Raw genomic sequence first — 16,869 nt, forward strand, 5'->3', positions numbered from 1 at the left:
TGATTATGCAACGATAGATGGGAAATTTGGTTAGATTATGTACGATAAGGTATTATCAATAAATGAAGGTTAAGTCTTAGAATCGAAAATGGTGTTAATAATGAAAAGATTAATAGATTTTATAGTGAGTTTTATTATATTGCTTATATTATGGCCAGTAATTGCATTGGTTGCATTATTTGTACGATGTAAGATTGGTGCTCCTGTATTGTTTAAGCAACCTCGTCCGGGTATGAATGGGCAAATTTTCTATGTATACAAATTTCGAACTATGACAGACATAAGGAATCCACAAGGTGAATTGTTACCAGATGCAAAACGTTTAACACCTTTTGGAAAATTAATGCGGAAATTGAGTTTAGACGAGTTGCCGCAATTATGGAATGTTTTAAAGGGTGATATGAGTTTTGTGGGGCCAAGACCGCTGCTTGTAGAATATTTGCCGCTTTATAATGAAAAACAAGCACGCCGTCATGAGGTGCGCCCAGGAATTACTGGGTGGGCACAGGTTAATGGTCGAAATTCTATAACATGGGAGGAAAAATTCGAGTTTGATGTTTGGTATGTAGAAAATCAATCTTTGCGGTTAGATTTAAAAATATTGTTACTAACGGTGAAAAAGGTTTTTGAAAGAGAAGGAATTTCACAACAAGGTCAAGCGACGATGCAGAAGTTTACAGGTACCCGAACGGAGGATTAGACTATGACAAAATATATACTAATCGGAGACAGTGGACATGCAAAAGTAATTGAAGACTGCATAGTTGCAAACGGAAATTGTGTAGTAGCAAAACTTGATGATAAATATAATACGAAATTTCAAGAAGGTCCATATTTAAAAGGTCCAATTTCTATGGTTGAAGAACTATTAAGTGAAGAGACAAAAGTTATTATTTCAATTGGTCATAATTTAATTCGTAGTCAGATAGAAGAAAGGCTGGCATTATCAGAAGATTGGTATGGAATTATTAAGCATCCTTCCGCAGTAATCAGTCCGTCTTCTTCTATAGGTGTTGGTACAGTGATTATGCCGAATGTTGTAATTAATGCTAATAGTATGATAGGTCAGCATGTTATTTTAAATACATCAAGTATTATCGAACATGATTGCAATATTAATGATTTTGTACATATTTCTCCAGGAGCGGTATTAACCGGGGGAGTTGAAGTGGGAACAGGTACTCAAATAGGAGCTAAAACTTCTGTGAATCCACAAGTGGAAATAGGGAAATGGAGCGTCGTTGGAGCTGGGAGTGCAGTTATTCGAAACATTCCAGAAATGGTAACTGTTGCAGGTGTGCCAACAACTGTCATAAAGAAAGAAGGAGTTATTAAATGACAAATCGTATTTTATTATCATCTCCACATATGGGGGGGGGAGAGCAAAAATATATTCAAGAAGCATTTGATACTAACTGGATTGCCCCATTAGGAGCGAATGTCAATGGATTTGAGCATGAACTAGCAATGTATGTGAAAAGTAAGGCAGCCTCGGCAACGACCTCCGGTACTGGTGCGATTCATCTTGCTCTAGATCTTTTAGGTATTAAGACAGGAGATATAGTGTTTTGTTCTACACTAACTTTTATTGCGAGTGCGAATCCGATTTTATATTTAGGCGCAGAACCTATATTTATTGATTCTGAACCGGATACATGGAATATGTCTCCACAAGCTTTAACAAAAGCGTTTGAAGTCGCATATCAAAAAAAAACCATGCCGAAAGCTGTTATTATTGTAAATTTATATGGACAAAGTGCTAAAATGGACGAGTTAATGGCAATTTGTAAGCAATATGGTGTTCCAATAGTAGAAGATGCTGCAGAATCTTTAGGCTCTATCTATAAAGGGAAAGCTAGTGGGACTTTCGGCAAATTTGGTATATATTCATTCAATGGTAATAAAATTATTACTACTTCAGGTGGAGGAATGCTTGTTTCAGAAGATGAATCATTGATTTCTCGTTCGCGTTTTCTAGCTACTCAAGCCCGGGATGCAGCCAAGCATTATCAGCACAGTGTCGTTGGTTATAATTATCGCATGAGTAATATTGTTGCGGGAATTGGGCGCGGTCAAATGGAAGTGTTAGATGAACGTATTGCTCAAAAACGTGCAATTTTTACTCGTTATTCAGATGAGTTTCAGAAGTACGAAGGTCTCATTATGATGCCGGAACTGGAAGGTACCTTTTCAAATCGGTGGCTATCAACAATGTTGCTGGACCCAGCAAAAATTTCTATAACGCCAAATGAATTAATTGATGCATTGGATTCTGAAAATATTGAAGCTCGTCCAATCTGGAAGCCACTCCATTTGCAACCCTTATTTGAAGGGTGTGACTTTTATGCACATATAGATAATGATATAGTTAGTGAACGATTATTTGAAACTGGTCTTTGCTTACCTTCTGATACGAAAATGACAGAGGAAGAGCAAGAACGGGTAATTAAAGTTATTAAGAATACTTTAAGATTCAAATAAGTATTATTGAAGACCAGCTTGTAAATATTGCAGGTTGGTTTACCTTTCTCTATGTCATAATAAATATATCTAATTATTGTCTGTGTATACATATAAATTCCAAGTAACTTGTTATAATTAATATTTAAACGTAAAATATTGGAGCTTGCAAAAGGAGAAAATTTTTGATGAGTATATTAGTAACTGGTGGTCTAGGGTTTATTGGATCTCATACTGTTGTGGCATTAGTAGAACAAGATTTTAAAGTAGTAATTGCAGATAATTTAAGTAATAGTAAGAAAGAAGTTTTACATGCAATAGAAAATATCACGAAAGTGAAAATTCCTTTTTATCAAATAGATGTAGCTGATGAAGTATCATTGAATAGATTGTTTGAAAGTTATGATTTTAAGGGAGTTATACATTTTGCAGGCTACAAATCAGTAGGTGAATCGGTTACAGAGCCTTTAAAATATTATCGTAATAATTTATTAAGTACAATTAATATTGCAAATGCATGTAAAAAGTATGGGGTTAAGAAATTGGTTTTTAGTTCATCGGCTACAGTTTATGGAGATAATCAAGTCCCATTTGATGAAACGATGCCATTACTTCCTACAACAAATCCATATGGTGAAACAAAGACTATGTGTGAACGGATTTTGACTGATTTTGTACAGGTTAATAAAGAATTCGAAGTGACTTTACTTCGTTATTTCAATCCAATTGGTGCTCATCCAAGTGGTGAGATTGGTGAATTACCTAATGGCGTACCTAATAATTTAATGCCTTATATTACTCAAGTAGCAAAAGGGAAGTTAAAAGAGCTAAAAGTATTTGGAGATGATTATCCTACCCAGGACGGTACTGGAGTTCGTGATTATATTCATGTAATGGATTTAGCAGAAGGACATGTTGCAGCATTCACACATATAACTCCTGGTTTGCATGTCTATAACTTAGGTACAGGACTTGGAACAAGTGTTTTGGAAATTATTCACACTTTTGAACGTATCAATCATTTAAGAATTCCTTACAAAGTAGTCGAACGTAGATTGGGGGATATTGCTTCTAGTTATGCGGACGTATCAAAAGCAAAAAAAGAGTTGAAATGGTCTGCTAAACGTAATTTAGAAGATATGTGTAAAGATGCTTGGAATTTTGAAAAAAATTTATCAATAAAGTAATTAGCTTACTTAAAGTTATTATATAAAGTCACTTTAAGTTTTGAATAAAGTAGGAATATAATAGAAGAGTTTAAAAGTAAGTATAATTATTATTTAACAAGAATGGCAGCAATATAAGATGGCACTACAGATCCAGGAACACGAGCAAACAAATTCCTAGCGTTACTAAAAGAAAGCATTTTAGTATAACTACTGATAAGTATAAAGGCGTAGCTTTTTAATAAGCTATGCCTTTTTGTAACCGCTAAAATAAACTTAACAGTTTTTGCTCATTTCAAATGAACACTTTTCATCTAAATAATAGTTTCCTGTAAACTGGAAATATCAGTTTATAAGGAGGCTGTCCCAATGGAGGAGAAGCTTGTGTTACATATTGAAATCCATCAATTACGAAAACGTCGTTTAAGAATTGCACAGATTGCTAAACGACTTAAAATTTCACGTAATACTGTGTATAAATATTTAGATATGTCATTTGAAGATGCAGTAATTGAATTTAGTCATACTGGTCGAAAGAAAAAGCTAGATGAATACCGGGATTGGATTGTGAATTGGTTACGTGAGTATCCTAGTTTAACGGGTGCACAAATTTTAGATTGGCTGCAGGAGCAGTTTCCATCAATTAATGTTGGAGAAAGTACTGTAAGACGCTATGTAAATGAAATACGTGAGATTTATCAAATTGAAAAGATAGACGAACCTCGAGAATACGAAGCGGTAATTGAACAACCACCAGGCAAACAATTACAGGTAGATTGGGGACAAACGATTCAAAAAACAACAGATGGCAAAGAAGTAAAATTATATTTTATCGCCTTTGTTTTAGCACATTCTCGTCATAAATATGTCCTTTGGTTAGATCGTCCTTTTACAACAAGGGACACCATTGGTTGCCATGAAAAGGCTTTTCAGTTTTACGAAGGTGTGACAGATGAAATTGTTTATGATCAAGATAATTTAATTGCGGTAAGTGAAAATGCCGGCGATCTCATTTTAACGAAGGATTTTCAGCAGTATGTCAAAGACCGTAAGTTTAAAGTATACCTCTGTCGAAAAGCAGACCCTGAGTCTAAAGGGAAAATAGAAAACGTTGTAAAATACATTAAGTATAATTTCGCTAAAAATCGCATCTATACAACACTTGAAGATTGGAACCATCGGTCTTTGAAATGGTTAGAACGTACAGGTAATTATAAAGTGCACAATACAACAAAAAAAAGACCTTTCGAAGTGTTTCTCCTGGAAAAGCAACACTTAAGAAAAGTCTCTACACCGCTTTCTATAATAGAAAGCAACCATACAGAAATTATAACAAGGAATGTGAACAAGGACAATACAGTTCGGTACGCATCAAATCGATATTCGGTTCCATTGGGGACTTATACGAAATATCCAATCATACATTTAGTGCCCCAAGGGCAGAAACTAAAAATTTTAGCACCGCATACTGGAGAAATTCTTGCGGAACACACAATTAGTTTAGAAAAAGGAAAACTTATAAAAAATTTAAATCATGGACGTGATCGCTCCACATCGCTCGATCAATTACAACGAAAAGTGCTTACATTATTTCCTTATGAAGATGCTGAGCAATATATTGAAGATGTTTGCCATACATACGGTCGTTATCGTAGAGATCAATTATTACTGTTCCAAAAGGTTGCGAAAGAGAGTCCAGAATGGATTCCAGCAGCGATTGATAAATGTATTCAAGAAAAGTTATATAGTGCAAATGAGTTTCGAGACGTTGTTGCCTATTTTAAGCGGACAAAAATCGAACCAGAGCAACCCACAACTGTTGTAAAAGAATCAAAAGAATCTCTAAAAATAGCTGTTCAAACGAGAGATTTAAAAGAATACATTCATCGTATGGGAGGTAAATAAAATGAGCAAAAGTGTGGTAGATATTCAACAAGCTTTTAAACAATTACGTTTAGCAGAAACGGCTGAGGGGCTCCCTGAGCTTCTCCGTCAAGCTGAACAAGTATCATGGACTTATTTAGAATTCCTTGAGGAATTAACAACATTAGAGCTTAGAAGACGTGAAGAAAAGAGCATAGAGAAACGCTTGGCTTGGGCGCGATTTCCTTATCATAAACCCTTGCATATGTTTCAACTAGAAGAACAAACAGCGATTACAGAGCGTCAAATGAAGCAGCTGCAAGAGTTTCAATGGTTAGAACAAAGTTATAATTTAATTCTTTTAGGACCACCTGGTGCAGGTAAAACATTACTGGCCGTAGGCTTAGGCATTGAGGCAATACAAGGAGGCTTTCAAGTCTATTTTATTACAATGGGTGAACTAATTCAGTTACTGAAAACGGAGGAGTTTACGCATCGCTCACAAATCCAATTAAAACGTTTGCGGGCGTCAGATTTAATTATTATAGATGATGTGATGTATATGGCTTTAGATCAACGCGAAGCAACGTTATTCTTTCAACTCGTGCACCAGCTGTACGAGCAAAGTTCACTCATTTTAACATCGAATCGAAGTCCAGAAGAATGGACAGAATTAGTGGACAATCAGGGAATGATGACAGCTATTTTGGATCGGCTGTTACATCGAGTCGAGGTTATTCATATGAACAACGAAAGTCATCGTTTAAAACATCAGCAAAAGATTTTTAACGAATAAAAAGTGTTCATCCTTAATGAGCAAAAAATGTTCAATTTGGGTTGACGGTTACACTTTTTGCATTCATTAAATTAATAACAGTAAAATATACCCGAAAACTTCATATTTACTGAATTATTTTTTGGCTGATTATCATGAGGCTAATATTATAAAAAATAATACATAGATGTAAATGAAATATTTAATTTCTTCTATCGCTTAATACCTCTCAATTTCATCCTATTTCTACTGTTATATATCATATTACCTTTTAATATTGAAAATTATGGATATAAATATTTATTTTTACTTATAATTAATCTAGGTTTTTAGGTGGTGAATTCATTATTTTATCCGCATATTAACCTTTAAATATATTACTGAGAAAAAGGAGAAATGAGACAATGACTAAGAAAAAGTATTTCAATGCAACACTTGCAGCAGCGCTTGTAGCTTCTGGTGTTGCCGTAGTGGCTCCGGCAACTGCTGAGGCGAGTTTTAAAGATTTAAAGACGACTGATTATTTTTACAATGATATTTTAAATCTACAACAACGTGGAATTATCCAAGGTTTTGCAGATGGTACTTTCCGTCCGAATGCTGAGGTTACACGTGGTCAAGCAGCAAAAATTTTAGCTGGTGCTTTAGGATTAGATACAGTAAACGTAACAAATCCAGGTTTTAAAGATATTCCGAAAACTCATCAATATTACAGTTCGATTGCAGCTTTAGCGAATGCTGGGATTATTAGTGGATATGAAGATCAAACATTCCGTCAAGGTGAACCAATTTTACGTAACCATATGGCGAAAATGATTGCGAATGGATTTAAGTTAGTGACATTAGAAGGTACTACACCATTTACAGATATTCGTAAAGATTATGCACAATATATTGCAGCATTATATGAAAACAAAGTAACGACTGGTAAAACAGCCACTACATTTGATGGTGCCTCTAATGTAACGCGCGGTCAATTAGCGACTTTTGTGGTACGTGCAGAAAATGTACAGGCTACTGAAGAAGCAACCTTCACGATTGATGAAGTGACAGGAAATACTATTAAAACTTCAACAGGTGAATTAAAAGTAACTTCAGCAACACAAGCAATTTTCACCGAATCAAATACAGCCGCTTTAAAAGGTGCACAAATAACAGCAGTTGTAAAAAATAATGAGATCGTAGAAGTGAAGTCTTTATCCATTGAAGCAGCTAGCTCTGAAGAAGCACCGGCAGTATTAGATTTAGGTCAAGCTACCATTACAGGTAATGTAATACTAAAGAGTGCATCTGTTAAAATATCAAATGCTATAATTCAAGGTAAATTAGTTATTGATCCTATTAAAGCTTCACCAGTAGCATCTTTAGGTGCAATTGTAGCAAATAGTACAAAAGGTTCTACGATTACGTTAGACCAGGTTACTGCTCCTACAATTGAAGTAAACCGTAATGAAACAACGGTAGCTGGTACAGCAACTGTTGACACATTAACAGTGGTAAAAGCTGGAGAAGTTTCAATTAATATCGAAGGAACAATTAAAACATTAAATGTTCTTGGAAAAGATTCAAACATTACATTAGGTGCGAATACAAAAATTGATAAACTTATATTACCAGTAGATGTTAATGCGGTTGATGTTATTAAAAATTATGACTCGATTAAATCTAACATCACTCAAATCGTAACGTCTGATGGAGTTAAGGTAGAAGCACCGACAACTTCTGGCTCGAACTCAGTATACATTCCGACATCAAATGATAATCGCGTAGAACAAATTTCAGGCTCTACAATTTCTTCTGCCGGTACATACGGTCCATCAACGGGCAATCAAGTAATTAATGGTGACTTATTCATTAATACAGCGAATGTAAACTTACAAAACGTTACAATTAACGGAAACCTTATTTTAGGTGAAGGGATTGGAGAGGGAGATGTTCATTTAAAAGGAGTTAATGTAACTGGCCAAACAATTGTTAAAGGCGGCGGTAAAAACAGTATTTACTTTACCGATTCAGTATTAGCGACAGTAATTGTAAATAAAAATACAGGTGCGGTTCGTATTGTTGCACAAGGTAGCACACAAGTATATGAAGTACAATTAGAAACACCAACTTTAGTAGTCGAGCATAATTTAGCTGAAGGTTCTTCTGGCTTTGAAGACATCACAGTTTCTGAAGCAATGCAAACAGCTGGTGAAGGCTTCCAAGTTGAATTAACGGGTGTATTTGAAACAATTAACTCACGAGCTACAAATGTTCGTATTAATTTAAGTGAACAAACGGATATTCGTACTTTAGTATTAAATGCAGCAGCAGAAGTATTAGGTACGGGCGTTATTCAACAAGCTCACATTAACGCAGAAGGTTCTACACTATCTCAACGTCCACAAAACTTAGTATTAGACATTAATCGAGGATACAATGCAGTAACGGTTGCAGGTGAAACGATTACGGAGAGCTATTCTGATCCTAATGTAACGGCAACATTAACATCGGCATTAGCTTCACAAAATGCAATTTCGTTACAATTAACAAACTTTATTGCTGGCTTAACGATGTCTGATTTTGAAGTGAAAGCATACATTGATGGCAATGAAGTGGTATTACAAGGTTTAGAATATGATGCTAATAAACAGCGTATTACGTTTACACCACTTAATGTAGCTGAAAATGCTGGGAAAACTGTTGAAGTAAAAGTGACTTCTAAAAATGCTAAAGTAACTGGGGTTGATTTAGCTTCTTCATACGAAGTAAAAACAGGGTTTGCAGGTCGTATTACAGATATTCAATATGTTGGTATTCCAAACTTATCGATTAAATTCCGAGCAGGTTCAGGTACAACACAAGGTGAGGTAGTAGCAACTGCAACTACAGATGCGTACGGTTACTATTCGATTAATTTACCGGCAGGTGTTTATACTGGGGAATTCTCAGCACCTGGTTATGTAACATCTTACATGATTGCAAATGCTTCAGCGGATGTATTTTTAACGGATCAACATGAAACAGCTATCCGTGCAGCCGCTTCACAAGAAATTAAAATTATGCTTTCTTGGGACAAGGATCCAAGAGATTTAGATTCACATTTAGAGGGACCAACAATAGATGGCGAGAAATTCCATATTTATTACGGGGAGAAGCGTACAACTTCAAATGGAATTGTTTATGCTGATTTGGATTGGGATGATGTAGATTCTTACGGTCCAGAAACGACAACAATTCGTCAATTATTAGACGGAGAATACCGTTTCTATGTACATCATTTCTATGGTAGCAATACATTACGTACATCTGGCGCAAAAGTTCAAGTGTTCTTAGGGAATGCGACAGCTCCAGCCCATATTTTCGAAGTACCAGAAGGTGAAGGCACAGAAATTTATTGGAATGTATTTGATTTAGTTGTAACGAATAATGGTGAAAACGTAGAAGTTCGTCCGGTTAATACTTTATCAGAGCCACGTGAACCACAAGATGAATTCCCAGGTGAAGACACTGAAAATCCTGAAGATAATACGGATAACCCAGAAAACAGTGAGGATTCAGAAGGAAACACAGGTAACCCAGGAGAAGAAACAGAAACTCCAGAAAATACTACGAATGATACGGCAGGTGTAATTACGACTACAGCGGACACAGTGAATATTGCGTTTACAAACACAGAAATTACGCATTTAACGACAATTGACTCAATTGAGTTAATTACTGGTACAACTGCAGATACAGTAACAATTACAAGTGCGGATAGCATTGCTGTAACAACTTCTCAACAAGGAATAATTAATGTCACATTTAACAAAACAAGATTTGCAAACTTAATTGAGACGGATGTAACTAAAGTAATAATTCGTTTCCGTGATGTAAATGGTGTAACAAAAGAGCTTGAAGTAAGCATTAACTAATAATAATAGAAACTGCGTGATCCTAATATTAAGGATTCACGCAGTTTTTTGTATAACGAGAGAATGGTTAATGCATTACGCATCCTACTATTATTGTTTACCTTACCTTATTTGAGGTTTATAAATTTTTTTACTTATCTTCTGTCTTAGGTTGATATTAAACTTAATCACTTGTTTAAATGTTATTTTTTTTACAATTAATTAATCCCTTGTAATTAACACGAAGTCAACTATTATAGACATTTATAAAAATTTGTATCTAAAGTAATATAATGTGATTTAGTCATAAACGACTATAAAATGATTTATAGGAGGTATTAGGTATGAAGAAAAGAGAAAAATCGAAATTCGTAAAAGCAACAACAGCAGCAGCGGTTGCCGCTTCAATTGTAGCAGTAGCTGCTCCAATCGCACCTGAGGCAAGCACATTTAAGGATGTACCATCATCACATCAATTCTCAGAAGCGATTAAAAGTTTAAGTGATCGTGGCATCATTAATGGTTATCAAGATGGGACTTTCAAACCTGGACAAAACTTGACACGTGGTCAAGCAGCAAAAATTATTGCAGGTGTACTAGGTTTAGACACGACTAATGTAATCAATCCTAACTTCAAAGATATTCCAACATCACATCAATATTACGGAGCAATCGCTGCATTAAAGCAAGCTGGCATTATCGATGGTTATGAAGATGGTACTTTCCGCCAAGGGGCAAACATCCAACGTAACCACGTTGCAAAAATTATTGCGAACGCATTAAATTTAAAATCTACATATGCTGATGCATTGCCTTTCACTGACGTACGTGCTGATTATAAAGAAGCAATCGCTGCTTTATATGATAATAACGTAACAACTGGTAAAACAGCTACGAAATTTGACGGTTCTTCAAGTGTTACACGTGGACAAATGGCAGCATTTATTACACGTGCTGAAGCTGTAGCTCAAGCAACTCCGGAAACAACTCAAAGCGTAACATTCAAAGTAGCAGAATATACAACAGCTGGTATTGATGCGAACGGCGCTACTTATTCATACAGTGATTCTGTAAAATCAATCTTTACTGAAGGAAACAAAGAAGCATTAATTGGTGCAACTATTGTAGCAACAGTTAAAGATGGCGTTTTAACTAATGTAAATTCTCTTACATTAAATAACGCAGGAACAGCAGATAAATTAGTAACTTTCTCTGCAAATACGACGATTGATGCATTAACAATTAATGCAGACTATGTATCTGTGTCTGGTTTAACAGTAACAGGAAACGCTACTGTAACAACAAATGTTGAAAATTCTGTAGAACTAAACGGTACTACGGTAAATGGTGACTTAATCGTAGATGATGCAATTGTTGGTAAAGTGGCTTCATTAGATAACAAGTTTGCAAATGATGGGGAAAAAGGTCCGAAAGTAAAACTTAAAAATTCAAAGGCAGGTAAAATTCATGTGAAACGTAATGATACTGCTATTGAATCGGATTCTATCATTACTGAAATTACAGTTGCTGCCACAGTTACTGTAATGAACATTGATGGAACGGTTACAAAAGTTGTAGTTGAATCGACAGCAAAACTTGAATTGTCAGGTAATGCAAATATCGCTCAATTATTATTAACGTCAGCGGTAGAACTTGCATTACAGATTACAGGTACTATTGAGAAATTAGCAGTTACTAACCCAACAGCAAAAATTACAGTTGGTACTGATTTAAAAATCAATGAATTAACTGTTCCAGCCGGTTCAACAGCTGCAGGAATTGTTTCAAATTATGCAGCAATAGCGTCGCAAATTGTGAATGTTATTGTGGGAACTACGCCAAGTACTGGATTACCAGGAACAGGCGGTTCAGGAGCTGGTGGTGGCGGCTCGACAGGTGGTAATACAGGTGGGGCAACACCGACACCAGTAAATCCAACAGATCCAACAGATCCAACAGATCCAACAGATCCAACAGATCCAACAGATCCAACAGATCCAACAGATCCAACAGATCCAACAGATGATACTACGTCAGCAGATACTCAACAGATCCAACAGATCCAACAGATCCAACAGATCCAACAGATCCAACAGATCCAACAGATCCAACAGATGATACTACGTCAGCAGATACTGCAGAAATTGAAGCGGCAAAGATTAAAGATATAGTTGTAACTGTATTAGAAGATGCTAGCGAAGAACAAGTGAAAGCGGAATTAGCAGCGGAAGCACAAAAACAAGTAACAGTAGGTTATAGCGTAACGGTTAAATCATATACAGCAGCCACAACAACGGATGCAGCTAAAGTGGTGTTTACGGTATCAAAAGATGGCGATATAGCAGATACTGAAGAGTTGGAAGTAACTGTAAATATAACGCCGGTGGTAACTGAAACAGCAGAAATTGAAGCGGCAAAGATTAAAGATATAGTTGTAACTGTATTAGAAGATGCTAGCGAAGAACAAGTGAAAGCGGAATTAGCAGCGGAAGCACAAAAACAAGTAACAGTAGGTTATAGCGTAACGGTTAAATCATATACAGCAGCCACAACAACGGATGCAGCTAAAGTGGTGTTTACGGTATCAAAAGATGGCGATATAGCAGATACTGAAGAGTTGGAAGTAACTGTAAATATAACGCCGGTGGTAACTGAAACAGCAGAAATTGAAGCGGCAAAGATTAAAGATATAGTTGTAACTGTATTAGAAGATGCTAGCGAAGAACAAGTGAAAGCGGAATTAGCAGCGGAAGCACAAAAACAAGTAACAGTAGGTTATAGCGTAACGGTTAAATCATATACAGCAGCCACAACAACGGATGCAGCTAAAGTGGTGTTTACGGTATCAAAAGATGGCGATATAGCAGATACTGAAGAGTTGAAAGTAACTGTTACATTTTCTCCAGTAACAGGTCCATCAACTCCAGATGTGGCAGTAGTCAAAACATATGAAGATTTAAAAATAGCATTAGCAGATGAAAATATAGTAACTATTGATATTACAAATGATATTTCAGACATTTCAGAGGCAATCATTGTAAACCGTGCAGTAACAATTAATGGCATAGGTAATAAATTGCAATTTACTTCAGCATTAAACACATTAGAAAACGGAAAGCGTCAAGGAATTCTAGTGCTAGCTGATGACGTAAAAATCAGTAATTTATCAGTTGAAATGAATGGTGCTAATTCATGGCAAGGTGTATACGGCATTCAAGTATATAATGCAGAGAATGTTGTCCTAAATGATATTACTGCATCAGGTGCAGATGGTGGTATTCTTGTAAACGGATCAGAAGTTGAATTGACTGGTATTACAACCGTTTCAGGAAACGAATTCGGTGGAATTGAGGTATCGAAAGGAACAGCTGGAGGTTTACGTTCTTCAGAGTTAACCGTAACTGGAGATGTAATTAATGTAACTGAAGTGTATGGTCAACCGACAATATGGTTATTAAATGGTCAAGGAACAGTAAAAAATGTTCCTTCTTGGTCAACAAATACAACTATTAAAATTAATCAAACGCAATACTATAAAAATTCTATGAACGCAGAAGATGCCCCAATCTTAACTAACTTAATTGCAAAAGTTAACGATAAGGATGTTCAAGCAACTACAAATGATTCGAGCGAAGTAACGCTAAAAGTTACTAAAGGTTCTGTAACAACTGAAATTGTGGCAACTTTTGATAAGGCAGTTGAATTACCAAATGGTACAGAAGTATTTATGAAGTTTGGTGATGGTGAGGAAGTAAAATATGGGACAATAGCGAGTTCAGATGAAGGAAAACAATTAATAATTAAACCTTTAGGAAATAATGGAACTGCAGGGGTGGCAGGTACAGTAACATTTATTCTGAAATCTGAAGATGGAACAAGCTTGACAACTTTAATAGGGGTAACAGGTAATGAATATAAAATACCTACGATTAAACTAGATGTAACCCCTTAAGAAAACAAAACGAAACGTTACACTATAAGCAATAAAGAGGCGAAAAGTGTGTCACTAAAGAAGTGATAACTATTAAGGTGTATAGGTTGGTGTAATACCAACCCATGTGAAACAGTCATATCACATGAGCTTAATCCTCCTGCATCCAGTGAAGCACGACCATGCTGAAGGGGTGAAGTCAGGTGAAGTCGTACTCAGGCATTTCTGAGGCGGAGCTCTTTAAAAGGTTTCTATGGTTAGGACAACGAATCCATTATTTAAAGCACTAAGAAGTAAGCTTGTACGATATAAAAGCTACGCTAGGGGTTTTGTACAAGTCCCGTAATCTGAAATGATGACGAGGTGGCTGAAAAAATTGACTGTTAAATCAGTCGTTCTTCTAGAATGCAAAGTGGAAACCTAAGGAAATTAAATTAAGGGAGCATCTTAATGGAACGTTTGAAGTTCTTTATATCGAGGGATGGTCGTCTTTAAGACATATAAAGAATGGCAGCAGGTTTGTAGTAGTGAAGATTGCTGGCCGATTGGACTTGTATGGTAACATATGAGAAGGATAAAACCAGTAGGAGCGAAGAAATCTAGTCAGTATTTATTGTGGAATGCTGATGGCACGCCGTATGCGATGAAAGTCGCCTGTACGGTGTAGGCTCGTTATAAAATATCTGAAAAGGATTAATAAGGCGAGAATAGCAGTGTAAATTTAACACAAAATGAAAAGGTCTTTAAAGTTGGACAAAATGAAACTAATCAATTTACTGTTCAAACAGTAAATAATCCATTAGGATCTAATGGTATTAAAGGTATTGATTATAAGGTACAAGAGTGGGAGACATCACAATTTATTTATACAACAGATGGTGCTTTCTATTCAGTTTCATTGACTGATAGTGATAATAAGCCAGTTGAATTTGCCAAAATATTTGAGACTTTTAACATCCAAACAGATGGAAGTACCAATGTACAAGAATACTCTCAAAATTCCACAGGACGTATAGGTGGAGACTTTGGCGTAAATTCAATAACGCATAAAGGTACTAAAATTTATGCGGATGGAACAGATTTAATAAATGAAGAAGGCACATTATACTATGGATTACATTCAAACATTGCAGGTGTGAATTTTGAAGCAAATGCGATAGTTAAAATTAATTTAACTGGAACTTTAAAACCAGATGTTATACCAGGGGAATATAAAGTTACGGTTACAATGTATGGTAAGGCACGTAAAGATATAAATAATAAATTTGCTAATAAGGAAGAATTAGAAGGAAATTCAAATGTTTTAGGTAGTGTTGAATATACTTTAACTGTGCCATCATCTTTAGAATAAAAAATTATAAGTACTTGAAAAAAGTACTATATATACCAAATATCAGAGATTATTTATAATACCAAAAATAGAACCCCTCCACTGTTATGGAAGGGGTTCTATTTATAACTATCGTAACATTCAAAGTGAATAACACTTTCTCATCTTCAGTAATTGTTGTTGATATATAAAGCTCTATAGGAACAATACTTTTAGTGTTCATGATTTTTAATACACTTGGCATCTACTAAATGTATTGAGCTAGTATTTTTATAGGGTTTGAATCTTTATTTTTACTGCTCTTAAAGCCTGTAATTATGGACTGTTTACTTAAGAGAAATTCTCAATTACCCCATCACCAACGGACAACTCTCATCACTAGCCCATTCATTTAAAGACCCATCATACACAGCCACATTTTCTTGCCCCAATTTATTCAACAATAATGCATTCCATGTCGCGGCAATTCCGCCACCACAGTAAGTAATGACTTTTTTGTTTGGATCAAGTGCGCCTAACTTTTCAAAAGTCGCGCGTAATATAGCATCATCATTAAGTAAACGAGTTTCCGGATTAGAATGAGCTCCGAAAAAGGCATGCTTGCTTCCAGGGATATGACCAGGGCGCGGGTATGTTGTTGTTTCACCGCGGAAATCTGCCTCTGACAAACTATTGATTAATACTGTGTTTTCATCACCTAAAGCAGCCTTTACCTCTTCTTTTGAAACAATTAAATGTTCACGGCGTTCTCCAGAAAATGGTGCAGGTACATATTCCGAAATACCGGATTCTGTAGGGCGTCCATCGAGCTTCCATTTACGGAATCCACCGTCTAGTACAGCTACATTATCAAAGCCTTCATATTTTAACTGCCAGCGTAACCGTGCTGACCAATCCGATGCTAATATATCAACATTTACTAATGGTCCACGGTCATAGATTACTACATATGTTTCATTGGTAATTCCTAATGGTTCCACTGCTTTTAGAAATTGTTCTCGGGTTGCAATTGTAAATGGTGCCGCGCCTTCATGATTAGTGAAATCTTTCAGTAAATCAGCATAAGCAGCTCCCGGGATATGTTCTTCTTGATAGGCTTCAAAACCAGACCATAATTCTGGGAAACCTTGGCCTTCTGGAATTTTTAAAAAAGTAGAGGCATCGATTAAGCGCAAGTTAGGATCTTTTAAACGTGCTTCTAACCAGTCGCCATCTACTAAATATGGAATAGTTCTCATTTTCTCAAGCTCCTTTTCACTACTATTTTTTTACTATCTCTGTATAAATTTTACTTTAACACAAATGTCTAGTAAATTCATCTGATATGTATAGTATATTTAGTGCTGAATTACTGATTACTAATTACCCAAAAGTGGGCGTTTCTAATGAAAAGTAGAACATTTTCTGAATAAAGTTAACCTTTTATTTATAGAAGTAGAAAATATAAAAGGAAAAGTAGAACGAAT

The 16,869-nt window shown here is 35.7% G+C and carries 11 protein-coding genes; 10 read left to right on the forward strand and 1 reads right to left on the reverse strand.

Features of this window, described 5'->3' with window-relative positions:
- The first annotated feature begins 100 nt into the window (after window positions 1-100).
- The 10 genes from MKY13_RS02895 to MKY13_RS02940 all read left to right on the forward strand — a co-directional run bounded on the left by MKY13_RS02895 (window position 101) and on the right by MKY13_RS02940 (window position 15,424).
- The gene (locus MKY13_RS02895; protein WP_339215179.1) at window positions 101-700 is read left to right on the forward strand and encodes a sugar transferase; all 600 of its coding nucleotides are present in this window, start codon (window positions 101-103) and stop codon (window positions 698-700) included.
- A gap of 3 nt (window positions 701-703) precedes the next feature.
- Window positions 704-1,339: an acetyltransferase gene (locus MKY13_RS02900; protein WP_339215181.1), complete on the forward strand. Its 636-nt coding sequence runs from the start codon at window positions 704-706 to the stop codon at window positions 1,337-1,339.
- Window positions 1,336-2,481, forward strand: coding sequence for a DegT/DnrJ/EryC1/StrS family aminotransferase (locus MKY13_RS02905; protein ID WP_339215183.1), 1,146 nt, complete (start codon window positions 1,336-1,338; stop codon window positions 2,479-2,481). Before MKY13_RS02900 ends, MKY13_RS02905 begins: the two co-directional genes overlap by 4 nt.
- Window positions 2,482-2,648: 167 nt before the next feature.
- Window positions 2,649-3,647, forward strand: a complete 999-nt coding sequence (galE, locus tag MKY13_RS02910) for a UDP-glucose 4-epimerase GalE (protein ID WP_339215185.1) — start codon at window positions 2,649-2,651, stop codon at window positions 3,645-3,647.
- 363 nt (window positions 3,648-4,010) lie between these two features.
- Window positions 4,011-5,531 carry an IS21 family transposase gene (gene istA, locus MKY13_RS02915; protein ID WP_318245237.1) on the forward strand — a complete coding sequence of 507 codons (1,521 nt, stop codon included), beginning with the start codon at window positions 4,011-4,013 and terminating at the stop codon, window positions 5,529-5,531.
- A 1-nt stretch (window position 5,532) separates the two neighbouring features.
- Window positions 5,533-6,285: an IS21-like element helper ATPase IstB gene (gene istB / locus MKY13_RS02920; protein WP_191701900.1), complete on the forward strand. Its 753-nt coding sequence runs from the start codon at window positions 5,533-5,535 to the stop codon at window positions 6,283-6,285.
- A gap of 383 nt (window positions 6,286-6,668) precedes the next feature.
- A complete protein-coding gene (locus MKY13_RS02925) occupies window positions 6,669-10,163 on the forward strand; it encodes an S-layer homology domain-containing protein (protein WP_339215187.1) in 3,495 nt (1,164 codons plus the stop codon).
- 323 nt (window positions 10,164-10,486) lie between these two features.
- The gene (locus tag MKY13_RS02930) at window positions 10,487-12,313 is read left to right on the forward strand and encodes an S-layer homology domain-containing protein (RefSeq protein ID WP_339215188.1); all 1,827 of its coding nucleotides are present in this window, start codon (window positions 10,487-10,489) and stop codon (window positions 12,311-12,313) included.
- 35 nt (window positions 12,314-12,348) lie between these two features.
- A complete protein-coding gene (locus MKY13_RS02935) occupies window positions 12,349-14,094 on the forward strand; it encodes a pectate lyase-like adhesive domain-containing protein (RefSeq protein WP_339215190.1) in 1,746 nt (581 codons plus the stop codon).
- Window positions 14,095-14,971: 877 nt separating this feature from the next.
- Window positions 14,972-15,424, forward strand: a complete 453-nt coding sequence (locus MKY13_RS02940) for a hypothetical protein (RefSeq protein ID WP_339215191.1) — start codon at window positions 14,972-14,974, stop codon at window positions 15,422-15,424.
- A 326-nt stretch (window positions 15,425-15,750) separates the two neighbouring features.
- Here MKY13_RS02940 and MKY13_RS02945 read toward each other — a convergent pair whose 3' ends face one another.
- On the reverse strand, window positions 15,751-16,641 hold the full coding sequence (locus tag MKY13_RS02945; RefSeq protein WP_339215192.1) for a sulfurtransferase: 891 nt from the start codon (window positions 16,639-16,641) through the stop codon (window positions 15,751-15,753).
- Window positions 16,642-16,869 lie beyond the last annotated feature (228 nt).

Origin of the sequence: Solibacillus sp. FSL W8-0372, assembly GCF_037969735.1 — a bacterium.
In the GTDB taxonomy this organism is placed as follows: Bacteria; Bacillota; Bacilli; order Bacillales_A; family Planococcaceae; genus Solibacillus; species Solibacillus faecavium.

Coding starts and splice junctions, on each gene's coding strand:
- MKY13_RS02895 (WP_339215179.1), top strand. CDS start 101: ATGAAAAGATTAATAGATTTTATAGTGAGTTTTATTATATTGCTTATA.
- MKY13_RS02900 (WP_339215181.1), top strand. CDS start 704: ATGACAAAATATATACTAATCGGAGACAGTGGACATGCAAAAGTAATT.
- MKY13_RS02905 (WP_339215183.1), top strand. CDS start 1,336: ATGACAAATCGTATTTTATTATCATCTCCACATATGGGGGGGGGAGAG.
- galE (WP_339215185.1), top strand. CDS start 2,649: ATGAGTATATTAGTAACTGGTGGTCTAGGGTTTATTGGATCTCATACT.
- istB (WP_191701900.1), top strand. CDS start 5,533: ATGAGCAAAAGTGTGGTAGATATTCAACAAGCTTTTAAACAATTACGT.
- MKY13_RS02925 (WP_339215187.1), top strand. CDS start 6,669: ATGACTAAGAAAAAGTATTTCAATGCAACACTTGCAGCAGCGCTTGTA.
- MKY13_RS02930 (WP_339215188.1), top strand. CDS start 10,487: ATGAAGAAAAGAGAAAAATCGAAATTCGTAAAAGCAACAACAGCAGCA.
- MKY13_RS02945 (WP_339215192.1), bottom strand. CDS start 16,641: ATGAGAACTATTCCATATTTAGTAGATGGCGACTGGTTAGAAGCACGT.